The organism is Mesorhizobium sp. BR1-1-13 (assembly GCF_020165515.1).
Classification (GTDB): domain Bacteria; phylum Pseudomonadota; class Alphaproteobacteria; order Rhizobiales; family Rhizobiaceae; genus Mesorhizobium.
Window position 1 is genome coordinate 1 of record NZ_JAIUIH010000011.1, and the last position, 22,166, is coordinate 22,166.

The 22,166-nt window shown below is 63.9% G+C and carries 22 protein-coding genes; 13 read left to right on the forward strand and 9 right to left on the reverse strand.

Going from position 1 to position 22,166, the window contains the following annotated elements; all coding sequences use genetic code 11:
• The 3 genes from LB533_RS22650 to LB533_RS22660 all read right to left on the reverse strand — a co-directional run.
• Window positions 1-294 (reverse strand): iron-sulfur cluster assembly protein (locus LB533_RS22650; protein ID WP_224678261.1); only part of this gene is annotated, 294 nt, incomplete at its 3' end.
• Window positions 295-371: 77 nt separating this feature from the next.
• Complete coding sequence (locus LB533_RS22655) at window positions 372-1,376, reverse strand: inorganic phosphate transporter (RefSeq protein WP_140497030.1); 1,005 nt, start codon at window positions 1,374-1,376, stop codon at window positions 372-374.
• Between the two features lie 3 nt (window positions 1,377-1,379).
• A complete protein-coding gene (locus tag LB533_RS22660; protein ID WP_224678262.1) occupies window positions 1,380-2,021 on the reverse strand; it encodes a DUF47 domain-containing protein in 642 nt (213 codons plus the stop codon).
• 209 nt (window positions 2,022-2,230) lie between these two features.
• Here LB533_RS22660 and LB533_RS22665 point away from each other — a divergent pair, with 209 nt between their 5' ends.
• The 13 genes from LB533_RS22665 to LB533_RS22725 all read left to right on the forward strand — a co-directional run bounded on the left by LB533_RS22665 (window position 2,231) and on the right by LB533_RS22725 (window position 15,035).
• Complete coding sequence (locus tag LB533_RS22665) at window positions 2,231-2,608, forward strand: VOC family protein (protein ID WP_140640092.1); 378 nt, start codon at window positions 2,231-2,233, stop codon at window positions 2,606-2,608.
• Between the two features lie 92 nt (window positions 2,609-2,700).
• Window positions 2,701-3,600 (forward strand): LysR family transcriptional regulator, encoded by a 900-nt coding sequence (locus LB533_RS22670; RefSeq protein WP_140640094.1) that lies wholly within the window; start codon window positions 2,701-2,703, stop codon window positions 3,598-3,600.
• Window positions 3,601-3,732: 132 nt separating this feature from the next.
• The gene (locus tag LB533_RS22675; protein WP_140640096.1) at window positions 3,733-4,212 is read left to right on the forward strand and encodes a formate dehydrogenase subunit gamma; all 480 of its coding nucleotides are present in this window, start codon (window positions 3,733-3,735) and stop codon (window positions 4,210-4,212) included.
• Window positions 4,209-5,765, forward strand: coding sequence for a formate dehydrogenase beta subunit (locus LB533_RS22680; RefSeq protein WP_140640098.1), 1,557 nt, complete (start codon window positions 4,209-4,211; stop codon window positions 5,763-5,765). Before LB533_RS22675 ends, LB533_RS22680 begins: the two co-directional genes overlap by 4 nt.
• A gap of 10 nt (window positions 5,766-5,775) precedes the next feature.
• Window positions 5,776-8,685 carry a formate dehydrogenase subunit alpha gene (gene fdhF, locus LB533_RS22685; protein ID WP_140640100.1) on the forward strand — a complete coding sequence of 970 codons (2,910 nt, stop codon included), beginning with the start codon at window positions 5,776-5,778 and terminating at the stop codon, window positions 8,683-8,685.
• A gap of 14 nt (window positions 8,686-8,699) precedes the next feature.
• Window positions 8,700-9,152 (forward strand): hypothetical protein, encoded by a 453-nt coding sequence (locus tag LB533_RS22690; RefSeq protein WP_140640102.1) that lies wholly within the window; start codon window positions 8,700-8,702, stop codon window positions 9,150-9,152.
• A complete protein-coding gene (gene fdhD, locus LB533_RS22695; protein WP_224678263.1) occupies window positions 9,152-9,982 on the forward strand; it encodes a formate dehydrogenase accessory sulfurtransferase FdhD in 831 nt (276 codons plus the stop codon). The genes LB533_RS22690 and fdhD overlap by 1 nt, the downstream gene beginning before the upstream one ends.
• The gene (locus tag LB533_RS22700; RefSeq protein WP_140640106.1) at window positions 9,972-10,283 is read left to right on the forward strand and encodes a formate dehydrogenase subunit delta; all 312 of its coding nucleotides are present in this window, start codon (window positions 9,972-9,974) and stop codon (window positions 10,281-10,283) included. The genes fdhD and LB533_RS22700 overlap by 11 nt, the downstream gene beginning before the upstream one ends.
• A gap of 112 nt (window positions 10,284-10,395) precedes the next feature.
• Entirely contained in the window at window positions 10,396-11,949 is a 1,554-nt protein-coding gene (locus LB533_RS22705; RefSeq protein WP_140640108.1) for an alpha/beta fold hydrolase, read from the forward strand.
• Between the two features lie 108 nt (window positions 11,950-12,057).
• Entirely contained in the window at window positions 12,058-12,537 is a 480-nt protein-coding gene (locus LB533_RS22710; protein ID WP_140640109.1) for a carboxymuconolactone decarboxylase family protein, read from the forward strand.
• Window positions 12,538-12,622: 85 nt separating this feature from the next.
• Window positions 12,623-12,985 carry a nuclear transport factor 2 family protein gene (locus tag LB533_RS22715; protein ID WP_140497301.1) on the forward strand — a complete coding sequence of 121 codons (363 nt, stop codon included), beginning with the start codon at window positions 12,623-12,625 and terminating at the stop codon, window positions 12,983-12,985.
• A gap of 39 nt (window positions 12,986-13,024) precedes the next feature.
• Window positions 13,025-13,339 carry a hypothetical protein gene (locus LB533_RS22720; protein WP_140640111.1) on the forward strand — a complete coding sequence of 105 codons (315 nt, stop codon included), beginning with the start codon at window positions 13,025-13,027 and terminating at the stop codon, window positions 13,337-13,339.
• A 286-nt stretch (window positions 13,340-13,625) separates the two neighbouring features.
• A complete protein-coding gene (locus LB533_RS22725) occupies window positions 13,626-15,035 on the forward strand; it encodes an FAD-binding oxidoreductase (protein ID WP_140640113.1) in 1,410 nt (469 codons plus the stop codon).
• Between the two features lie 151 nt (window positions 15,036-15,186).
• Here the strand turns inward: LB533_RS22725 and LB533_RS22730 are convergent, their stop codons facing one another.
• The 6 genes from LB533_RS22730 to LB533_RS22755 all read right to left on the reverse strand — a co-directional run bounded on the left by LB533_RS22730 (window position 15,187) and on the right by LB533_RS22755 (window position 22,114).
• Window positions 15,187-16,614, reverse strand: a complete 1,428-nt coding sequence (locus LB533_RS22730) for a gamma-aminobutyraldehyde dehydrogenase (RefSeq protein WP_140640115.1) — start codon at window positions 16,612-16,614, stop codon at window positions 15,187-15,189.
• An 81-nt stretch (window positions 16,615-16,695) separates the two neighbouring features.
• Complete coding sequence (locus LB533_RS22735; RefSeq protein WP_140640117.1) at window positions 16,696-17,511, reverse strand: ABC transporter permease; 816 nt, start codon at window positions 17,509-17,511, stop codon at window positions 16,696-16,698.
• Window positions 17,501-18,466, reverse strand: a complete 966-nt coding sequence (locus LB533_RS22740; protein WP_140640119.1) for an ABC transporter permease — start codon at window positions 18,464-18,466, stop codon at window positions 17,501-17,503. The genes LB533_RS22735 and LB533_RS22740 overlap by 11 nt, the downstream gene beginning before the upstream one ends.
• A gap of 240 nt (window positions 18,467-18,706) precedes the next feature.
• On the reverse strand, window positions 18,707-19,705 hold the full coding sequence (locus LB533_RS22745) for an ABC transporter ATP-binding protein (protein WP_140640123.1): 999 nt from the start codon (window positions 19,703-19,705) through the stop codon (window positions 18,707-18,709).
• A 204-nt stretch (window positions 19,706-19,909) separates the two neighbouring features.
• Entirely contained in the window at window positions 19,910-21,064 is a 1,155-nt protein-coding gene (locus LB533_RS22750; protein WP_140640125.1) for an ABC transporter substrate-binding protein, read from the reverse strand.
• A 123-nt stretch (window positions 21,065-21,187) separates the two neighbouring features.
• On the reverse strand, window positions 21,188-22,114 hold the full coding sequence (locus LB533_RS22755; protein ID WP_027023699.1) for a LysR substrate-binding domain-containing protein: 927 nt from the start codon (window positions 22,112-22,114) through the stop codon (window positions 21,188-21,190).
• Between the last annotated feature and the right edge of the window lie 52 nt (window positions 22,115-22,166).

A 22,166-nucleotide genomic window follows, 5' to 3' on the forward strand; every position in this document is an offset into this window, starting at 1 on the left:
GCGGGGCGCCGGGCGCGCTGCGACAGGCGCCTCCATGCCGCCGCCCTTCTTCTCCGCCGTCAAGGCGACGACGGCGCCGGCGACCCCTGGAATAGCCTTCACGACACGCTCGGCCGCGGTGCGCAGCGGCTCCATCTCCTGCGCCCTGGCGGCCGGAACGGTGATCGAGAAGAACACTTTCGCATCGGCGATGAAAATCTCGGAAACCATGCCGAGGTCGACGATGTTGCCGGTGAAATCGGGGCCATTGACCGTTTTCAGGCGCTCGATGACGGTTTCCTTGGTAACGGACATGGCTGATGTTTCCCTGACGTTCGGCTGCTGTTCACATAGTGCAGATCGCCGGCGGCTCCAAGCGCCAGGCCGCGACGTCAGCCTGCCAGGCGAACCGCCAGATAGGTCAGTGCCGAAATCGCCGCCGTCGCCGGCAAGGTGACGACCCATGCGATGACGATGTTGCCGGCTATGCCCCAGCGAACCGCCGAGACACGGCGGGCGGCGCCGACGCCTATGATGGCGCCGGTGATGGTGTGCGTGGTCGAAACCGGAACACCGAGCCATGTCGCGGCGAAGAGGGTGATGGCGCCGCCGGTCTCGGCGCAGAATCCCTGCATCGGGTTGAGCCTGGTGATCTTGGAACCCATCGTGTGGACGATGCGCCAACCGCCGAACAGCGTGCCCAGCGCCAATGCCGACTGGCAAGTCAGGACCACCCAGAGCGGCACGTAGAAATCCGTTCCGAGCATGCCTTGGGAATAGAGCAGCACGGCGATGATGCCCATGGTCTTTTGCGCATCGTTGCCGCCATGACCGAGCGAATAGAGGGATGCGGAAAAGAACTGCATGACACGGAAGGTGCTGTCGACGGCGAACGGCGTCTGGCGCACGAAAAGCCAGGAAACCACCAGGATCAGGAGAAGCGCCAGGACAAAGCCCGTCGCCGGCGACAGAACGATGGCGGCGACCGTCTTGCCGAGCCCCGCCCAGACGATGGCACCCGTCCCGGCCTTTGCGACGCCTGCTCCCACCAATCCGCCGATCAACGCATGCGAACTGCTCGACGGGATGCCGGCGATCCAGGTGACGATGTTCCAGACGATGGCGCCGACCAGGGCGGCGAAGATCACCGCCGGGGTGACGATGCTTGCATCGATGATACCCTTGCCCACGGTTTCGGCGACATGAAGGCCAAAGAACATGAAGGCGATGAAATTGAAGAAGGCCGCCCAGAACACCGCGTAATGCGGTCTCAGCACCCGGGTCGAGACAATGGTGGCGATCGAGTTGGCGGCGTCGTGCAGGCCGTTGAGGAAATCGAAGAACAGCGCGACGGCGACGAGGCCGACCAGCAAGGGAAAGGCGATCGCGACTTCCATCGCCTAGACGTTCTCGATGACGATGCCGCTGATCTCGTTGGCGACGTCCTCGAAGCGGTCGACCACCTTCTCCAATTGGCCATAGATCTCCGAGCCGATCAGATAGGCCATCGCGTCGCTGCGGCCGTGCCGCCTGAAGAGATCCTTCAGGCCCTGCTCATGCAGATCGTCGGCCCGGCCTTCGGCACGCATGACTTCCTCGGCGAGTTCATTCAGGCGCGCGCTGTTGGCGCCGACCTTGGCCAGCAGCGGGATCGCCTCGGCGACGAGCCTGGCGGCATCGACAATGACGGCGCCCATTTCCTGCATCAGCGGATCGAATTCCCTCTTCTCGAACAGCCGCACCGTCTTGACGGTCTTGTGCATCATGTCGATGGCGTCATCCATCGACTGGATCAGGTCCTTGATATCGCCGCGGTCGAAAGGCGTGATGAATGAGCGCCGCACGGCAAGCAGGACTTCGGCGGTGATATGGTCGGCCTCGTCCTCGAGATCGACGATCTTCTGGCACCAATGCTCGATGTCCTTGCCCAGGAGGAGCTCCTGCAGGGCCTCCGCGCCGCCGACCACCGTGCGGGAATGCCGCTCGAACAGGTCGAAGAAGCGATCTTCGCGCGGCAACAGCTTGCGGAACCAGCCCAGCATGTTCGTCCCTCCCGGCGCACCAGTTCCATCCACATAGCGCCGCATGCGCCCAGGGGGAACAGTAAGCCGGCTGAAAGATGTGGATGCAGCCAATTGCAGGCACCGCTCGCAATTGGCTGGCCGCCGGCAAAGCGGGGCTCGTCAAGCGACCGGCTCGACCTATTTCCAAGGAGACGCCGGGGACGACAAGCAGCGAAGGAGAAACGATCATGCTTGCAAACAGCAACGCAACGGCCAACCTCGCGGTGAAAGACCTGGCGAAGGCAAAGGCTTTCTATGAGGGGACGCTCGGCCTGAAACAGGTGCATGACGAGGGTGGCGAACTGATCGTGTACAAAAGCGGCGACACCACGATCAATGTCTATCGCTCTCAGTTCGCCGGAACCAACAAGGCGACGGCGGTGACGTGGACGGTCGGCGATGAGATCGACACCGTCGTCAGCGGGCTGAAATCGAAGGGCGTTGCCTTCGAGCACTACGAGATGCCCGGCCTGAGCCTGGAAGGCGACATCCATGTCGGCCAGGGCATGAAGGTCGCCTGGTTCAAGGATCCGGATGGCAACATCCTCAATCTCGTCGACCGATAGGTTTCTGCGATCAAGCATCGGCTTGGGGCGATCGACATCGCAGTTGGCGGCAGCCCTCTGGCGCGGTGCGGCGGGGGCGGTTAGCTTCAGACATGATCGACAAGCTGGAATTTTTCATCGCGCTTGCCAAGGAAGAGCATTTCGGCCGGGCGGCGGAAGTGTGCGGCGTCACCCAGCCCACCTTGTCGGCCGGCATCAAGCAACTTGAAGGTCAGCTGGGTGTAATGCTGGTCCTGCGCGGCTCGCGCTTCCTGGGCCTGACCCCGGAGGGCAAGCAGGTGCTGGTGTGGGCACGCCGTATCGTCGGCGATACCAGGACCATGCGCGAGGAGATGCGGGCGGCGCGGCACGGCTTGTCGGGACGTATCCGCATCGCCGCCATTCCCACCGCGCTCGCCATGGTGGCGCGGCTGACGACGCCATTCCGCGAAAAACACCCCGGCGTCACCTTCTCGGTATTGTCCCGGACCTCGATCGAAGTGCTGTCGCTGCTCGGCAATTTCGATATAGATGCCGGCATCACCTATCTCGACAACGAGCCGCTCGGACGAGTGACCAGCGTACCACTCTACGATGAGCGCTATCAGCTGATCACCGCCATCGGAAACCCCTATTCCGACCGCGACAAAGTGACATGGGCCGAGATCAGCCACCTGCCGCTCTGCCTGCTGACCCCAGACATGCAGAACCGCCGCATCATCGACCAGCACCTGGCCGAGGCCGGCGTCGAGGTGCGGCCGACGCTGGAATCCAATTCGATGATCGTGCTGTTCTCGCATATCCGCACCGGCAAATGGTCCTCGATCATGCCTCTCAACCTCACGGAAACGTTCGGCTTTTCCGAGCCTATCCGGGCCATCCCGATCGTCGAGCCGGACGCCAGCCACACGGTCGGGCTGGTGGCCGCGCTGCGCGAACCGCACACGCCGCTGGTTTCGGCGCTGCTGGACGAGGCGATGGCGCTCGCAGACGATTTCCGCACCCACCGCTAGGTTAGGAAATGCAGGTGCTGGAGCTCGATAGAAAATTTCTATCGAGCGACGGATCAGCTTTATTGATTTCGGGGGTTTCTCCTGATTTTGTAAAGACTTAGCGATAAAGCCACCGACCAGGGAGGGCGCTGCGTGACGATGCAGCCTGCAAGTACCGAGATCGCATCGCGCACGGCCGCGATCATCCAGGATCTGAAAGACCTCGAAGGTCCGCTGCTGCCGATCCTCCACGGCATCCAGGAAGAGTTCGGCCATGTGCCGCAGGCAGCACTCCCGGTCATTGCCGACGGGCTGAACCTTTCCAGAGCAGAGGTGCACGGCGTCGTCACCTTCTATCACGATTTCCGTGCCCGCCCGGCAGGCCGGCATGTGCTCAAGCTCTGCCAGGCCGAAGCTTGCCAGTCGATGGGTTCCGATGCGGTAGCCGCCAGGATCAAGCAATTGCTCGGCATTGATTTCCACGAGACGGCGAAAGACGGTTCGGTGACCCTGGAGCCGGTTTATTGCTTGGGACTGTGCGCCTGTTCGCCCTCGGCGATGCTCGATGGCGAGGTGATCGGGCGGCTCGACAACGAGAAGATCGAAGAGATCGTCGCGGAGGTGCGCTCATGATCCCGCGCATCTACATTCCCGGCGATTCCGGCGCGCTGGCGCTCGGTGCCGAAAGGGTCGCCAAGGCTGTTCGCGCTGAACTCGCCGAGCGCGGCGTTGAGGCCAAGATCGTCCGCAATGGTTCGCGCGGCGCCTATTTCCTAGAGCCTATGGTCGAGGTCGCCACAGCAAACGGCCGCGTCGCCTACGGGCCGGTGAAGCCGTCCGACGTCAGGAGCTTGTTCGACAGCGGCTTTCTCACCGGCGGCCATCACAAGCGCTGGTTGGGCGCGCCGGACAAGATCCCGTTCCTGGCCAAGCAGACCCGTCTGACCTTCGCGCGCTGCGGCATCAACGACCCGCTGTCACTCGACGCCTATAAGTCGCTTGGCGGGCTGAAGGGCCTACAGAACGCGGTGGCCATGGCGCCGGCCGAGATTGTCAGCCAGGTTACGGAGTCCGGCCTGCGCGGCCGCGGCGGCGCCGGCTTCCCGACCGGCATCAAATGGAAGACCGTGCTCGATACGACATCCGAGCGCAAATACATCGTCTGCAACGCCGACGAGGGCGACAGCGCCACCTTCGCCGACCGCATGATCATGGAGGGCGATCCCTTCGTGCTGATCGAAGGCATGGCGATCGCCGGCATCGCCACCGGCGCGACCAAGGGGTTCGTCTACATCCGCTCGGAATATCCGCATGCGGTGGCGGTCATGAACAAGGCCGTCGAGGTCGCCCGCAAGGCCGGCGTGCTCGGCGTCAACGTGCTCAGTTCGCCCAATGCCTTCGACATGGAGATCCGCCTCGGCGCGGGCGCCTATGTCTGCGGCGAGGAGACCTCGCTTCTGAACAGTCTGGAAGGCAAACGCGGCGTGGTGCGCGCCAAGCCGCCGCTGCCGGCAATCCAGGGCCTTTTTGGCAAGCCGACAGTGATCAACAACGTCATCTCGCTGGCTTCGGTGCCTGTCATCATGGACAAGGGTGCCGCCTACTACAAGAATTTCGGCATGGGCCGCTCGCGCGGCACGATCCCGATCCAGATCGCCGGCAACGTCAAGCGTGGCGGCCTGTTCGAGGCGGCGTTCGGCATGACACTGGGCGAAATCGTCGACGATATCGGCGGCGGCACGGCCACCGGCCGGCCGGTGAAGGCGGTGCAGGTCGGCGGTCCGCTCGGCGCCTATTTTCCGCGCGCTTTGTTCGACACGCCGTTCGATTATGAGGAATTCGCCAAACGCGATGGACTGATCGGCCATGCCGGCATCACCGTGTTCGACGACACCGCCGACATGCTGAAGCAGGCGCGCTTCGCCATGGAGTTCTGCGCCATCGAAAGCTGCGGCAAGTGCACGCCCTGCCGCATCGGCTCGACGCGCGGGGTGGAGACCATCGACAGGCTCGCCGCCGGCATCGAGCCGGAGAAGAACCTCGCCCTGGTCACCGATCTCTGCAACACGATGAAGTTCGGATCGCTCTGCGCGCTGGGCGGCTTCACGCCTTACCCGGTGATGAGCTCGATCACGCATTTCCCCGAGGATTTCAAGCCCGCACCGGCGCGCGTGGCTGCTGAATAGGAGCTGGCAGATGAACATCAAGGCCGACTTCCCGACGCTCATCGAAGAGATCGACTACGGAACTCCGCAATCGAAGGCTGAGAAGCGGATCACGCTGACCGTCGACGGCCGCAGCATCACCGTGCCGGAAGGCACGTCGATCATGCGCGCCGCGATGGAGGGCGGCGTCGAGATCCCGAAGCTGTGCGCTACGGACATGCTGGACTCCTTCGGCTCCTGCCGCGTCTGCCTGGTCGAGATCGATGGCCGCGGCGGCACGCCGGCGTCCTGCACGACCCCCGTCGGCGAAGGCATGGTGGTGCGCACGCATTCGGAACGGCTCGACGCCATTCGCCGCGGCGTCATGGAGCTCTATGTCTCCGACCATCCGGTGGGCTGGGACCAGAAGGCCGGCACCGGCGCCAGCGAGTTCGACGCGGTGGCGAAGTCGGTCGGCCTGACCGAGAACCGCTACGGCGTCGAAGGCCGCAACCACGTCAAGGAGGATGGCGTCGCGCCCGGCCACGGCTCGCTGGCCGTCGACTACATCGCGCGTGACGAATCCAACCCGTATTTCACCTATGATCCGGCGCAATGCATCGTCTGTTCGCGTTGCGTGCGGGCATGCGAAGAGGTGCAGGGTACGTTTGCGCTGACGATCGAGGGCCGCGGCTTCGAATCGCGCATGGTCGCCGGCATGCATGAGGATTTCATCGCTTCCGAATGCGTGTCCTGCGGCGCCTGCGTGCAGGCCTGCCCGACCGATGCGCTGCGCGAGAAGACAGTGCTCGCCAAGGGCCTGCCGGAACGCTCGGCCGTGACCACCTGCGCCTATTGCGGCGTCGGCTGCTCGTTCAAGGCCGAAGTGAAGGACGACGAGGTCCTCCGCATGATGCCCTACAAGGAGGGCAAGGCCAATCACGGCCATTCGTGCGTGAAGGGCCGCTTCGCTTATGGCTACGCCACCCACAAGGACCGCATCCTGTCGCCGATGATCCGCGAGAAGGTCAGCGATCCGTGGCGCGAGGTGAGCTGGGAAGAGGCGATCGCCCACACGGCCAAGGAGTTCCGCCGCATCCAGTACCAGTACGGACGCACCGCGATCGGCGGCATCACCTCGTCGCGCTGCACCAATGAGGAGACCTATCTCGTCCAGAAGCTGGTGCGCCAGGGCTTCCGCAACAACAATGTCGACACCTGCGCGCGCGTCTGCCATTCGCCGACCGGCTACGGGCTCGGCCAGACCTATGGCACCTCGGCCGGCACGCAGGATTTCGATTCCGTCGAATTCACCGACGTCGCCGTCATCATCGGCGCCAATCCGGCTTCCGCACACCCGGTTTTCGCCTCGCGGCTGAAGAAGCGGCTGCGCGAAGGCGCCAAGCTGATCGTGCTCGACCCGCGCCGCACCGAGATGGTCAAGTCGGCGCATATCGAAGCCGACTACCACCTGCCGCTGAAGCCCGGCACCAATGTCGCCGTGCTGACGGCGCTGGCACATGTCATCGTCACCGAAGGCCTGTTCGACGAGGCCTTCATCCGCGAGCGCTGCGACTGGACGGAATTCCAGGACTGGGCGTCCTTCGTCGCCCTGCCGGAGAACAGCCCCGAAACCGTCGGCAAGCTGTCGGGCGTCGATCCCGAACTGATCCGCGGTGCGGCACGTCTCTACTCCAAGGGCGGCAACGGCGCGATCTACTATGGCCTCGGCGTCACCGAGCACAGCCAGGGCTCGACCACGGTGATGGCGATTGCCAATCTCGCCATGGCCACCGGCAATATCGGCCGCCCGGGCGTCGGGGTGAACCCGCTGCGCGGCCAGAACAATGTGCAGGGCTCGTGCGACATGGGCTCCTTCCCGCACGAACTGCCGGGCTATCGCCATATTTCGGGCGACGCGGTGCGCGACATCTATGAAAGCCTGTGGGGCGTGAAGCTGGACGACGAACCGGGGCTGCGCATCCCCAACATGCTGGATGCAGCCGTCGACGGCTCCTTCAAGGGCATCTACATCCAGGGCGAGGACATCCTGCAGTCCGATCCCGACACCAAGCATGTCGCCGCCGGTCTGGCCGCGATGGAATGCGTGGTCGTGCACGATCTCTTCCTCAACGAGACGGCGAACTACGCGCATGTGTTCCTGCCGGGCTCGACCTTCCTCGAGAAGGACGGCACCTTCACCAATGCCGAGCGCCGTATCAACATGGTGCGCAAGGTGCTGGAACCGAAGGCGCGCTACGCCGACTGGGAAGCGACGCAGGAGCTTGCCCGCGCCATCGGGCTCGACTGGAACTATACGCACCCCTCCGAGATCATGGACGAGATCGCCAAGACGACGCCGAGCTTCGCCGGCGTCTCGTTCGAGTTGCTCGACCGCGTCGGGTCGGTGCAATGGCCCTGCAATGAGAAGGCGCCGCTCGGCACCCCGATCATGCATGTAGACGGCTTCGTGCGCGGCAAGGGCAAGTTCATCCGCACCGAATATGTGGCGACGGACGAGCGAACCGGGCCGCGCTTCCCGCTGCTTTTGACCACCGGCCGGATCCTGTCGCAGTACAATGTCGGCGCGCAAACGCGGCGCACTGATAATATCATGTGGCACTCCGAGGACCGGCTGGAGATCCATCCGCACGACGCCGAGAACCGTGGCCTGCGCGACGGCGACTGGGTGCGGCTGACCAGCCGCTCCGGCGAGACGACGCTGCGCGCGCAGGTCACCGACAGGGTGTCACCGGGCGTGGTCTACACGACCTTCCACCATCCCGACACGCAGGCCAACGTCATCACCACGGACTTTTCGGACTGGGCGACCAACTGTCCGGAATATAAGGTGACGGCGGTGCAGGTCGGTGCCTCCAACGGGCCGTCGGAATGGCAGCGCGACTATGACGAGCAGGCTCGCCAGAGCCGTCGCATCGCTCCGCTGGAAGCGGCGGAGTAGGAGGCAAGGTCGCAATGTATGCCTTGCCTGCCTATCTGCTCGCTGTCCTTACCGCTTCAGTGGTAATTCCGTTGGAGTTTTTGGCGGTTTCGATATCGAAAGACCTGATCGCTGGAAAAGGTTTCTCGTTGGATCCATTTCGGGACGGACTGCTCGCCGGCGTGTTCCTGTTGCCGTTCATCGTCTTCTTTTTCGCGATTGTGATATCGGTGGTGCCGTTCGCGTATTTCCAGAGCGCCTATAAGCAATTGAATGGAACTGCTGCCAAATACGCGGCTATTTTGTTTGGTGTCGCAGTTGCCTTCTTCGGATTTGAAGTGATGGGCCAGCTGTTGCCGCCGTTCCCCCGACATGATCATTTAGCAGCAGCACTATTGAGCATTGCGCCGGGAACCGTGAGCGGTTGGGTCTTTCACAGGACGAAGAAGCTTTCTTCCGAAGAGCTTACCGCGAAGGAGGATAGCTGATGTTGCCTCGTCCGCCTGCCACTACGCCGGCCAGCCGTATTGCCAGACGCGCGTCCGGCACAATTTCGGCAACCCGTATGGTACCGGAGGAGACGCCGGTGGCGTTCTCCTTTGCCGGCACGACGCACGCGGTGATGATGGCGAGCCCGGCCGATTTGAAGGATTTCGCGCTCGGTTTCTCGCTGACCGAAGGCATCATCGCTTCACCCGACGAAATCGAGGCGATCGAGGTCGAGGATCTCGGCGCCGGCATCGACATCCAGATTCGACTGAAGGACCAGGCCAACACGCGCTTCGAGGCGCGGCGGCGCAGGCTCGCCGGACCGGTCGGCTGCGGGCTCTGCGGCATCGAATCCATCGAGGAAGCGATGCGCTCGGTCGATACGGTTGGTGCGCCTAAGCTTACGCTTGATGCCGGCGACATCGTCCGTTCCGTCAAGCTTCTCGCCAAGATGCAGCCGCTGCACAGCGAGACGGGCGCGGTGCACGCCGCCGGCTTCTATATTCCCGGCAAGGGCACCGTCATTGCGCGCGAGGATGTCGGCCGTCACAACGCACTGGACAAGCTGGCCGGCGCATTGGCCAAGGCCGGCATCGACGGCGCGACCGGCGCGGTGGTGGTGACGTCGCGCGTCTCCGTCGAGATGGTGCAGAAGACGGCGGCGATCGGCTCGGCCTTCATCATCGCCGTGTCGGCGCCGACCGCGCTTGCCATCCGCACCGCCGAAGAGGCCGGCATGACGCTGGTGGCGTTGGTTCGCGGCCACGATTTCGATATTTTCACCCACCCCGACCGGGTGGCTACCGGAGCTGCCAAGCATGTCGCATGACGAAGACCATATCATGAGCACCGGCGAGAAGCTGGTGCGGATGGCCAACCAGATCGCGGCCTTTTTCCACTCCAGGCCGCGCGAAGAAGGCGTGGCCGGCGTGGCCGAGCATATCAACAAATTCTGGGAACCGAGGATGCGGCGTCAGTTCTTCGAGATGTTGGACAGCGGCGGCGATGGCTTCGATGAACTCGTCGTGGCTGCCTCGACCAGGATCAAGCGGCCGGTCACGCCCGCCGAAGCTGATCTGAAGCTCGGGCTCAAGCTTCCCCCAGGCGACGTAGCCGCCTCGCAAAAATAGCCATTGGTTCGCGTCCGCTTATATTTCCTTCCGCTAAAGTTTAAGCTGCCGCAAGCGACGCAGCTCTGCTATGGTCGGCGATCCGAAATCGTCAGGCCGGGCGGAACAACTCGTGAGGCCGATCGAGACCCGATATGCCCGTAGCGGCGACGTGCGGATCGCCTATCAGGTGGTCGGCCAGGGCGCGTTCGATCTCGTCTTCGTGCCGGGCTTCATCTCCAACCTCGATCTGCATTGGGAAGATGAAGGCTATAGCAGGCTGCTGAAACGGCTTTCCGCCTTCTCAAGGCTGATCCTGTTCGACAAGCGCGGCACCGGCCTGTCCGACCGCGTCGATGCCAACCACCTCCCCAGCCTCGAAACGCGCATGGACGACGTGCGTGCGGTGATGGACGCCGCCGGCAGCGGCCGCGCGGCCCTGCTCGGCGCCTCGGAAGGCGCTCCGATGGCCATGCTGTTCGCGGCTACCTATCCGGAGCGGACGCGCGCCCTGGTGCTCTATGGCGGCTATGCCCATTTCCACCGATGGGTGATGCCGCCGGAACGGCTGGACGCATTCATCGCGACGACGGAAACCGCCTGGGGCACTGGCGCCACCTTGCCGCATTTTGCGCCCGGGCGCGTGGAGGACAGTCACTTTGCCGCCTGGTGGTCGCGGTTCGAACGGTTGTCGGCAAGCCCGACGGCGGCGGCGGCACTGGCGCGCATGAACGCCGGCATAGACGTGCGCGGCATACTCTCGGCGATCAGCGCGCCAACGCTGCTGATCCACCGCCGCAACGACGCGCGCGTCGATCCCGATGCCAGCCGCTTCCTCGCCCGGAAGATCCCGAACGCCCGGCTTGTCGAAATCCCCGGGCGCGACCACCCGGTATGGACCGGTGACGTCGACCGGGTCGCCGACCTGATCGAGGAATTCCTGACCGGCGAGCCGGCCGTGGCCGACAGCGAACGCGTGCTCGCCGCATTGCTGGTGACGCGTATCTACGACACGGCGCGCCTCGGCGACCGCATGTGGAGCGAGCGCAGCCAGCGCTTCCAGGAGACCTGGCGACTGCTGGTTGGGCGCCATGGCGGACGGCCCGCGGGCACGCATGGCGAACTGATGGTCTCGCGCTTCGACGGTCCGGCGCGCGCCATACGTTGCGCGGCCGCATTGCGCGAAGCGGCGCAGGAGATCGGCGTGGCCAGCGCGCAGGGCGTGCATGTCGGCGAGATCGAGATGCGCGGACCGCCGGTCGGCCTGACCGCACGCGTCGCCATACAACTTGCCGCCCATGCCAGCCGCGGCGACATCCTGGCGTCGCGGCTGGTTGCCGACCTGGCGACCGGCTCAGGCCTCCATTTCATCGATGGCGGACGCATCGCGCTGGACGAATTGGACGAGCCGCTGGCACTTGTCCTTGCGACGTCCGAGCAGCATCTGGAACCCGCCTGCCGATCCAAGCCCAGGCCTGCCGAACCGGCTGTGCTGACGGCGCGCGAAAGCGAGGTGGTGAGCCTGATCGCCGACGGCAAAAGCAATGCCGCGATCGCTGCCGAGCTCAACCTCAGCGAGCATACGGTCAAGCGTCACGTCGCCAACATATTGCTCAAGCTCGACCTGCCATCGCGGGCGGCGGCGGCCGCGTTTTCGGCACGGAACCCTGGCCCGCACGGGCCATGAAGGCCATGGCGCTTTCGGGCGAAGCGGCCGAAGGCGTCGGGGACTATCAATTCTTCCGCATGCAGGCCAGGCGATATCGCCATGACGGCACTGCGAAGGGAGGATGAAATGGTGGAATCAAGTCGCAAGACCAGATTGCTCGTCATCGCGGCGGGCGCCGGCGCCTTGCTGGCCCTGGCTCCGGCGCGGGCCGAGGATGCCTCCGCGACGGCAGCATACAAGGACATAGAGGCCACGCTCGGCTCCGTACCGGACATGTTCAAGACTTTGCCTGACGTGGCGGTCGCCGGCGCCTGGGCCGAGATAAAGTCGATGCAGCTCAACCCCAAGACCGCACTCGACGGCAAGACCAAGGAACTCATGGGACTTGCCGTCGCCTCGCAGATCCCTTGCCAATACTGCGTCTACTTCCACACCGAGGCCGCCAAGCTCAACGGCGCGACCGACGAGGAGATCAAGGAAGCGGTGGCGATGGCGGCGATCGTTCGCCACTGGTCGACGATGCTCAACGGCAGCCAGGTCGACCTCGCAGCCTTCAAGAAGCAGACCGACGACGTGTTCGCGGCCGTGAAGGCCAAGTCGCAGTGACACTATCGCTGCACGGCGATGACCGCCGGGCAGCACTTTGCTCATCAACCGCCCGATCGGGAAGACAGGCCCATGGAGGATAAAAATGCTGACCAAGACACAGACCGTTGACGGCGCGGCAATCAAGAAAGCCATCGAAGGGCGCGACGGACAGATGCTGTCGAGCTTTTACGCCGACGATGCGGTGTTGCGGGTCGTCGACCGCAACAATCCGCCGAGCAAGCCGCGCGAGATCCGCGGCCGAGCGGCGATCAGCACGTTCTGGGACGACATCTGCAGCCGGGCAATGACCCACAAGGTCGACACCACCATCGCCGATGGCGACAACCTCGCCTTCACCCAGGCCTGCGCCTACCCGGACGGGACCAAGGTGTTCTGCGCGGCGATGCTGGAACTCAAGGGCGGGCGGATTGCACGGCAGACCGTCGTTCAGGCCTGGGACGAGTAATCAATCGCGGCATCAGCCGCACCTTCGGAGGAGGAAAAAATGTTCAGCGCCAGATGGCAGATCGATGCCAGGTTCGGACACAAGCAGACCGTGCTCGACCTCATGCGGAAATGGGAATCCGAGATCGGTTCGCAGGTCGGCGTCGCCGACCTGAAGTTCCAGATCATGACGGGTTCGGTCGGCGCGCGGGAGGGGACGGTCGAATCTCACCACCAGGTCGAAAGCCTGGCCCAGTTGGAAGAGTTCTTCGCCAGGATCGGCAAGATCGACGCGCACGCCAAATGGGGCAAGGAGATCGAGCCTTACGTCGTGTCGGGCACCAGCCTCTGGCAGATTTTCCGCATCGTGGAATAATGCATGTCGCCCAAAGGTGCCCATAGAACGACGATCTGAAGCGCGCCGCATCGGTCCCTTTCGGCGCGACGCGCTTCGCTACCATGACGGCTTCCGCCTGCCCACTATGGCTCTCCTGGGCCATTTCCCCACTGGCCCTTTCGGGCGAAGCAGCGAGGAGCCGGATCGGTGCAATGTGCTCTCCTGCACCATCCTGCGCACCCGACGGATGGACGGCACAAGCAAAGCAACAAGATCAATCGTCGCGTCGAGCCATATGGCGCAGGCGCGATCAGGGAGGAAACCGATGACCGACGAAACCTATGCAAAACTGCGTGAAGGCTTGCGCGGAGAGCTGATCCTTCGCGGCGAAGCCGGCTATGAGGAGGCTCGCAAGGTCTACAACGGCATGATCGACAAGAGCCCGGCGCTGATTGCACGCTGCGTCGATGTCGCCGACGTGATCACCGCCGTAAGGTTCGCGCGCATAAACGACCTCCTCATCGCCGTGCGCAGCGGCGGCCACAACGGCGCGGGATTGGGGATTTGCGACAACGGTCTCGTCATCGACCTGTCGATGATGAAAGGCGTCCATGTCGACCCGAAAACCCGGACCGTGAGGGTCGCGCCCGGCTGCACTTCGGGCGACGTGGACCACGCCACCCATCCTTTCGCGCTCGCCGTTCCGTTCGGCATCGTTTCGACCACGGGCGTCGCAGGTCTAACCCTTGGTGGAGGAACGGGCTATCTCACGCGCAAATACGGTCTCACCATCGATAATCTGATCGAGGCCGATCTTGTGCTGGCCGATGGCAGCATGGCGAAGGCCAGCAAAAGCGAGAATCCCGATCTGTTCTGGGCACTCCGGGGCGGCGGCGGCAATTTCGGCGTGGTGACCAGCTTCCTGTTCCAGGCTCATCCGGTGAACATGGTCTTCGGCGGTCCGGTATTCTGGGACGCCAGGCACGCACCGGCGGTGATGCGTACCTATCGCGACTACCTGCCGAAAGCGCCGGAAGACCTCGGCGCTTTCGTCGGCCTGAAATCCGTCCCTTCGACCGATCCGTTCCCGCGCGAGCATTGGGGCAAGCGCGCCTGTGCCATCATCTCGTGCTACAACGGCACGGAGGAGGATGGGCGCAAGGCCATGGCGCCGCTGCTGGACACCTTGCCGCCGCCAATGTTCAACTGGATGGGCGTAATGCCGTTCCCGGCGATGCAGTCGCTGTTCGACCCGCTCCTTCCGAAAGGCCTGCAATGGTACTGGAAGGGCGATTTCGTCAAGGCGCTTCCCGACGAAGCGATCGCGACCCATATCGCACAGGCCGCCCAGGCGCCCAGCGAATTGTCGCTTATGCATCTATACCCGATTGACGGCGCCGTCCGCCGCGTCGGCAAGGACGAGACCGCCTGGAACGCGCGTGACGCAAGCTGGTCGATGGTCATCGCCGCCATCGATCCCGACCCGGGCAAAGCCGCCGACCTGACCGCGTGGGCCCGGAACTACTGGGCGAACGTCCATCCCCATAATGGCGAGGGCGGCTACGTGAACTTCATGATGGACGATGAAGGGGACGCGCGCTTGCAGGCGAGCTATGGCGCGAATTACGAGCGGCTGAGCCAGGTTAAGCGAACCTACGACCCATCCAATGTCTTCCGGGTCAACCTGAACATCAAGCCCGCGACATCGGCGATGCAGGGCCGGACGGCCGCGTAGTGCGGGGGTCTCGCCACTGATGCCGTTCGGCGGCCGTGCCTGTCAGATGCAGTGCAATCGCGAAGTGGAATGACGCTGACGACCCTCTCAAGCGGGGTCGCCGGCGCCGGCCACAGCCATATAAGATCCGCCTTTGCCGGAAGCAGACAGATTATCCGTGCGCCACCATCACATGGCGCACGGCTGTATAATCCTCCAGCGCGTAGAGCGACATGTCCTTGCCGTAACCGGATTGCTTCAGCCCGCCATGCGGCATCTCGTTGGTCAGCATGAAGTGGGTGTTGATCCAGGTGCAGCCATATTGCAGGCGAGCGGCGGTCGCCATGGCGCGCGAGACGTCCCTGGTCCACACCGACGATGCCAGGCCATAATCGCTGTCATTGGCCCAGTTCACCGCCTCATCGACATCCGAGAAACGGGTCACCGAGACGACCGGACCAAACACTTCGCGGCGCACGATCTCGTCCTCCTGCAAGGCGCCGGCGACGACGGTCGGCTGGTAGTAGAAGCCGGTGCCCTCGCCCGGCTTGCCGCCGGTGGTGATCTCGATGTGCTTCAATTCCGAGGCGCGCTCGACGAAACTCGAGACACGGTCGCGCTGGCGGCGCGAGATCAATGGTCCGATCTCGTTTTCGGTATCGTCGGGACGGTTGTATTTGATGGTCGAGACCGCCGAGGAGAGGTCCGCGACAAGCTTATCGTAGACCTTCTTGCCGGCATAGATGCGGCAGGCGGCGGTGCAGTCCTGGCCGGCATTGTAGTAGCCGAAGGCGCGCAGGCCATTGACCACGGCGCCGAGGTCGGCATCGTCGAAGACGATGACCGGGGCCTTGCCGCCGAGTTCCAGATGCGTGCGCTTGACCGACTTGGCGGCCGCCTGGAGCACCTTCTTGCCGGTGGCGACATCGCCGGTGATCGAGATCATGTTGACCTTGGGATGGTTGATCAGCGTGTTGCCGACGCTGTCCCCGCGTCCGAGCACGACATTGACGACCCCTTCGGGCAGGATTTCGGCCAGGATCTTCGCCAGTTTCAGCGCCGTCAGCGGCGTCTGCTCCGACGGCTTGAAGACGACCGTGTTGCCGCCGCCGATCGCCGGCGCCAGCTTCCAGGCCATCATCATCAAGGGGTAATTCCACGGCGCGATGGAGGCGACGATGCCGATCGGATCGCGTCTGACCATCGAGGTGTGGCCCGGCAGGTACTCGCCGGCCACCTGGCCCGGCATGGAGCGGACGGCGCCGGCGAAGAAACGGTAGCAATCGACGATCGCCGGGATTTCGTCCTTGAGCACGGCATTGATCGGCTTGCCACAGTTCAGCGCCTCGAGCGCCGCGAATTCATTGGCTTCCGCCTCTATGCGGTCGGCGATCTTAAGAAGATAGCCCGAGCGCTGCGCGGGCGTGGTTCGCGACCAAGCCGCGAACGCCTTGCCGGCCGCCGTCACCGCCGCCTCGATCTGCGCCGGGCTTGCCTCGGGGAGATTGAGAATGGTCGCCCCGGTCTTCGGATTGAGGACCGGCTCCTCGGTCTCGGTGCCTTTCTCGAACTTCGAGCCGATCAGCATCTGGGCGTCCATTGGTTTCTCCTTGAAGAGGAGCGAGTAGCGAATAGGGTTTGGCTAACGATTTCCCTATTCGCTACTCGCTATTCGCTGTTTTCATTTCCCGCTGCCGGCGATCTGGTCGCCGTCGCGGGTCAGGTAATAGGCGGCGAGGATCGGCAGCAGCGTCACCAGCACCACCACCATGGCCACGACATTGGTGACCGGGCGCTGGCGCGGGCGGATCAGTTCTTCAAGCATCCAGATCGGCAGCGTCTGCTGCTGGCCGGCGGTGAAGGTGGTGACGATGACCTCGTCGAACGACAGCGCAAAGGCCAGCATGCCGCCGGCCAGCAGCGCCGTGGCGATGTTGGGCAACACGATATGCCGGAAGGTCTGAAAACCATCCGCGCCGAGATCCATCGAGGCCTCGATCATCGAGCCGGAGGTGCGACGGAAGCGGGCAACGGCATTGTTGTAGACGACAACCACGCAGAAGGTGGCGTGGCCGAGCACGACCGTCCAGAACGAGAACGGAATGTCGGCCAGCGCGAAAGCCGAACGCAGCGCAATGCCGGTGATGATGCCGGGCAGCGCGATCGGCAGGATGACCAGAAGCGAAATGGTTTCACGGCCGAAGAATTTCGTCCGTGACACCGCGGCGGCGCACAGCGTGCCGAGAACCAGCGCGATGGCCGTCGAGATGGCGGCGACGCGCACCGAGAGCGACAGCGCTTCCCACACGTCCGGCCGGTTCCAGGTGACGGCGAACCACTGCGTGGTGAGCCCCGGCGGCGGCCAGACGAAGCTCTTCTCCTCCGTCGTGAAGGCATAGACGAAGATCAGCAGAATCGGCAGATGCAGGAACAGCAGCCCACAGGCGGCGGCGACTTTGAGGCCAAGCGGAGCCGATTGGGCACGGTCAGAGCGCATCGAAAGCCCCCATGCGTTTGGCGCCCCAGAGGTAGAAGCCCATGATGACGATCGGCACCACTGTGAAGGCGGCGGCGAGCGGGATGTTGCCGGCGGTGCCTTGCTGCGAATAGACGGCCTGGCCGATGAACAGGCGCGACGTGCCGATGATCTGCGGGATGATGTAGTCACCAAGCGTCAGCGAAAAGGTGAAGATCGAACCGGCGACAATGCCGGGCAGCGCCAGCGGGAACAGCACATTGCGAAAAGTCTGGCCTGGCGAGGCGCCGAGGTCGGAAGAGGCCTCGACCAGGTTGCCGGGCACGCGCTCGAGGGCAGCCTGCACCGGCAGGATCATGAAGGGCAGCCAGACATAGACGAAAACGATGAAGGTGCCGGTGAACGACACCGACAGCGAGTTGCCGCCGACGACCGGCAGCGACAGCCACGCATCGAGCAACCACAACAGGTTCAGCTTGGCGAGCAGCCAGGTGAGAATGCCTTCCTTGGCCAGGATCAATTTCCAGGCGTAGATCTTGACCAGGTAGCTTGACCACAGCGGCAGCATGACGCCGAGATAGAACAGCGCCTTCCAGCGGCCGCGCGCATAGCGCGCCGCGTAATAGGCGATGGGGAACGCAACGACGGCCGCGGCCAGCGTCACCAGGGCCGCCATCGTCACCGTGCGCAGAATGATGTCGAGATTGGCGGCCTGCAACAGGTCGCCATAGGTCTTCAACGTGAACTCACGGTTGATGAGGCCGGAGAACTCGTCGATCGAGAAAAAGCTCTGCGCCAGAAGCGCGAACAACGAACCGATATAGACGATGCCGAGCCACAGGACCGGCGGCAAAAGCATGAGCAGAAGGAGCAGTTGCGGCCTGCGCCAGAAGAGGTCCGACAGCGCACCACGCAGGCCGCCGCTGCCGGGCAGGATGGCAGGGGCTGGATTGGGGTTGAGCGCGGCAATGGTCATGACGCGCCTACGTTCTCACCGGATCAAGGCCAGCAAGGCCGCGCTCTACGGCGCCCCCCTCTGGACTGCCGGCCATCTCCCCCACAAGGGGGGAGATCGGCAGCTTGGCCCGCGGCGCCTGTTCTGCGACGTTGGTGATTGGCGAAAGCCGAGGTGAAATCCAATCTCCCCCCTCGTGGGGGAGATGTCCGGCAGGACAGAGGAGGGCCCCGTAGAGCACCTCGGTAAGCCTATTAGCCATCACACCGCTTCGTCCATCAAATGCAGGCTCTCCCGGTTGAAGGTGAGCACCACCGCCTCGCCTTCCCCGGGCAGGGCGGTGCCGGCCGGTACGATGGCGTGCAGCTTCAGCCCGTCGGCGTCGAGCGCCAGCCTGGTCGTGGCTCCAAGATAGTTCGTGCCGACCAGGCGCGCGGCCACGCCGTCGCCTTTCGCGGCGCGGCCGACGCGGATCGATTCGGGTCGCAGGCTGCCCCAGCGGCGCTGGCCGCAATAGCGCTGGACGAAATCCGGCGGCAGCACGTTGGAGGAACCGACGAAATCGGCGACGAAGCGGGTGCTCGGCCGCTGGTAGATATCTTCCGGCGTGCCGATCTGCATGATCCTGCCGTCGTTGAAGACGGCGACGCGATCGGCCATCGACAGCGCCTCGCCTTGATCGTGGGTGACGAAGATGAAGGTTATGCCGAGCGCCTTTTGCAGCGACTTCAGCTCTTCCTGCATGTTCTCGCGCAATTTGAGGTCGAGCGCGCCGAGGGGCTCGTCGAGCAGCAGCACCTTGGGCTGGTTGACCAGTGCGCGGGCCAGCGCGACGCGCTGGCGCTGGCCGCCGGAAAGCTGGCCAGGGCGGCGAGCGCCGTAGCCGGGCAGCCTGACCAAAGACAGCGCCTCTTCCGCTGCCTTGTGCCGCCCGGCCTTGCCGATGCCCTTGACCATCAACCCATAGGCGACATTGTCGAGCACATCGAGATGCGGGAACAGCGCATAGTCCTGGAAGACGGTGTTGACGTTGCGGCGATAGGGCGGAACACCCTCGGCGCGCTCGCCGAAGATCGAGATCGAACCCGTCGTCGGCTGCTCGAAGCCGGCAATGAGACGCAGGCAGGTCGTTTTGCCGGAGCCCGACGGCCCGAGCATGGCGAAGAACTCGCCAGGCACGATTTCGAGGTCGACCGTGTCGACGGCGCGCACGCTGCCGAAATGGCGCGAGACTTTCTGAAAGGAAACGGCTGAGGTCATGGGGTGTCAGTCTCTTGCCGATTGGGTTCTGTTCGGTCGCCCGCAATCGTGGCTGGACGGCGAACGCGCGCGCCACTTACCTCGCCCTCGATGCGGGAGGTCGCGGCGAAGTCGCGGGTGGGGGTGCTCTGGCATGGACCGCCGCGCCGCCCCCACCCCGACGCTGCGCGTCGACCCTCCCCACAAGGGGGAGGGTAAAGAAAATCACCGCCCGCCGATGACGCCGATATAATCCGACACCCAGCGGTAATAGGGCACGCACTGGTCGTTCTGGGTGGCGCATTTGGTCACCGGCGTCTTCCAGAACTTGATCTTGTCGAAATTTTCGTAGCCGTTGGTCTTGCAGCCTTCGTCGGTCAGCAGCTCGTTGCCCTTGCAGGCGGCGGGGACGACCGGCAGCGAGCCGAACCAGGCCGAGACGTCGCCCTGCACCTTGGGCGAAAGTGAGTGTTCGAGCCACATATAGGCGCAGTTCGGATGTGCCGCGTCGGCCTCCATCATGGTGGTGTCGGCCCAGCCGGTGACGCCTTCCTCCGGCACGGTCGAGGCGACGGGCTTCTTGGCCGCGATCAGCGTGTTGACCTGGTATGGCCACGAGCCGGAAGCAACCACGCCTTCGTTCTGGAAATCGTCGACCTGGATGGCGGCGTCGTGCCAGTAGCGGCCGACCAGCGTGCGCTGGACGCGCAGCAACTCAAGCGCGGCCTTGTACTGGTCCTCGTTCAATTCATAGGGGTCCTTGATGCCGAGCTCCGGCTTGTGGAACATCAGGTAGTTGGCGGCATCGGCAATGTGGATCGGACCATCATAGGCCTGGACACGGCCCTTGTTGGACTTGCCGTCCGGCAGCTTCATCTCCTCGAAGACGACGTTCCAGCTCTTGGGCGCTTCCTTGAAGACATCGGTATTGTACATCAGCACGTTCGGCCCCCACTGGTAGGGAATGCCGTAATGCACCTTGTCGACGGTGAACCAGGGGGCGTCCTTGATGCGGTCGTCGACCGTCTTCCAGCTCGGGATGAGATCGGTGTTGATCGGCTGCACGCGCTTGCCGGCGACGAGGCGCAGCGACGCGTCGCCCGAAGCGGTGACGAGGTCGAAGCCGCCCTCGTTCATCAGCGAGACCATCTCGTCCGACGTGTTGGCGGTCTTGACGTTGACCTTGCAGCCGCTTTCCTTCTCGAATGCGGTGACCCAGTCATAGCCCTTGTCGGTTTCGCCACGCTCGATATAGCCCGGCCAGGCGACGATGTTGACCTCGCCTTCACCCTTGCCGAGCTCAGTGACCTGAGCGACGGCCTGGCCGGCGAAGGTCAGCGCGACCGTCAGTGCAGTGCATGACTTCAGGAATGAATTCATCGTCTATCTCCCATTGATAGGGCCCGCGCTTCGGCGGCTTTGTTCCCTGAAACGAAGTTGCTGTGAAAATCCCGGTTTCGCAAATTCATTTATCAGAAGGGGGATATCGGTTTTTCCGATAGATCAGCGGCCGTTCTTGTCGGGGCGCTGGCGAACCATGCGCTGCGACTGCGCGAGGCCGATGAAATCGCGCGCGGCCTGCGGCAGGCCGGAGCCGCGGCGCCAGACCATGCCGACCTGGACGACAGGCAAGGCGCCGGAGACGTCGCGCGACTCGATACGGTCGCCTTCGAGCGACCACGGCCGGTAGACGAGGTCGGGCAGCAGCGCCACGCCCGCGCCGGTGGCGACAAGGCTGCGCACCGCTTCGACCGAACGGGTGCGGAAGGCGACATGCGGTTTGGCGCCGATTGCCGTCAGCAGCTTGCCGGTATTCTCCTCGATCTCGTCGACGGTCAGCATGATCAGCGGCTCCGAAGCGATGTCGCCGATGCCGATGATGTCGGCGCCGGCGAGCGGATGCCCGAGCGGCAGCCACAGGCGGTAGGCCGAGACTTCGAGGATTTCGGATTGCAGCGCGGTTCGGTCGCGCAGATTGGAGGTGACCATCACGGCGATGTCCAGCTTGCCGCCGATCAGCAGATGCTCGAGATAGTCACCATTGTCCTCGATGGCGGAGACCTCCACGCCGGGATAGGCACGACGGTAGCGGGCAAGCAGGTCCGACAGCACGTAGCCGGCGACCAGCGAGGTGACGCCGAGCTGCAGCCGGCCGCCCGCTGTCGCCTGCTCGCCGAGGAAGGCGCGGCGCGCATCGGACACATCGGCCAGGATCTTGGTGGCATGACGCAGGAACTGGTGGCCCTTGTGGGTGATGTTGAGGCCGCGAGGATGGCGGTCGAACAATTCGACGCCGAGATCGCCTTCGAGCTCCTTGATCGCTTCGGTGACCGAGGATTGCGAAATGGAGAGGTTCTGCGCGGCACCCGACACCGTGCCCTGCTCGGCGACGGCGATGAAGAACTGCAACTGGCGGATGGTGAAAGCCATGGCCCGACTAAACACGGCGGAGACGGCGCTGGGAAGTGGAAACGGATCGGCA

Excerpts from the sequence above, each read along its gene's own strand:
- LB533_RS22655 (WP_140497030.1), bottom strand. The coding sequence starts at position 1,376 with ATGGAAGTCGCGATCGCCTTTCCCTTGCTGGTCGGCCTCGTCGCCGTC.
- LB533_RS22660 (WP_224678262.1), bottom strand. The coding sequence starts at position 2,021 with ATGCTGGGCTGGTTCCGCAAGCTGTTGCCGCGCGAAGATCGCTTCTTC.
- LB533_RS22665 (WP_140640092.1), top strand. The coding sequence starts at position 2,231 with ATGCTTGCAAACAGCAACGCAACGGCCAACCTCGCGGTGAAAGACCTG.
- LB533_RS22670 (WP_140640094.1), top strand. The coding sequence starts at position 2,701 with ATGATCGACAAGCTGGAATTTTTCATCGCGCTTGCCAAGGAAGAGCAT.
- LB533_RS22680 (WP_140640098.1), top strand. The coding sequence starts at position 4,209 with ATGATCCCGCGCATCTACATTCCCGGCGATTCCGGCGCGCTGGCGCTC.
- fdhF (WP_140640100.1), top strand. The coding sequence starts at position 5,776 with ATGAACATCAAGGCCGACTTCCCGACGCTCATCGAAGAGATCGACTAC.
- LB533_RS22690 (WP_140640102.1), top strand. The coding sequence starts at position 8,700 with ATGTATGCCTTGCCTGCCTATCTGCTCGCTGTCCTTACCGCTTCAGTG.
- fdhD (WP_224678263.1), top strand. The coding sequence starts at position 9,152 with ATGTTGCCTCGTCCGCCTGCCACTACGCCGGCCAGCCGTATTGCCAGA.
- LB533_RS22700 (WP_140640106.1), top strand. The coding sequence starts at position 9,972 with ATGTCGCATGACGAAGACCATATCATGAGCACCGGCGAGAAGCTGGTG.
- LB533_RS22710 (WP_140640109.1), top strand. The coding sequence starts at position 12,058 with ATGGTGGAATCAAGTCGCAAGACCAGATTGCTCGTCATCGCGGCGGGC.
- LB533_RS22715 (WP_140497301.1), top strand. The coding sequence starts at position 12,623 with ATGCTGACCAAGACACAGACCGTTGACGGCGCGGCAATCAAGAAAGCC.
- LB533_RS22720 (WP_140640111.1), top strand. The coding sequence starts at position 13,025 with ATGTTCAGCGCCAGATGGCAGATCGATGCCAGGTTCGGACACAAGCAG.
- LB533_RS22725 (WP_140640113.1), top strand. The coding sequence starts at position 13,626 with ATGACCGACGAAACCTATGCAAAACTGCGTGAAGGCTTGCGCGGAGAG.
- LB533_RS22730 (WP_140640115.1), bottom strand. The coding sequence starts at position 16,614 with ATGGACGCCCAGATGCTGATCGGCTCGAAGTTCGAGAAAGGCACCGAG.
- LB533_RS22735 (WP_140640117.1), bottom strand. The coding sequence starts at position 17,511 with ATGCGCTCTGACCGTGCCCAATCGGCTCCGCTTGGCCTCAAAGTCGCC.
- LB533_RS22740 (WP_140640119.1), bottom strand. The coding sequence starts at position 18,466 with ATGACCATTGCCGCGCTCAACCCCAATCCAGCCCCTGCCATCCTGCCC.
- LB533_RS22745 (WP_140640123.1), bottom strand. The coding sequence starts at position 19,705 with ATGACCTCAGCCGTTTCCTTTCAGAAAGTCTCGCGCCATTTCGGCAGC.
- LB533_RS22750 (WP_140640125.1), bottom strand. The coding sequence starts at position 21,064 with ATGAATTCATTCCTGAAGTCATGCACTGCACTGACGGTCGCGCTGACC.
- LB533_RS22755 (WP_027023699.1), bottom strand. The coding sequence starts at position 22,114 with ATGGCTTTCACCATCCGCCAGTTGCAGTTCTTCATCGCCGTCGCCGAG.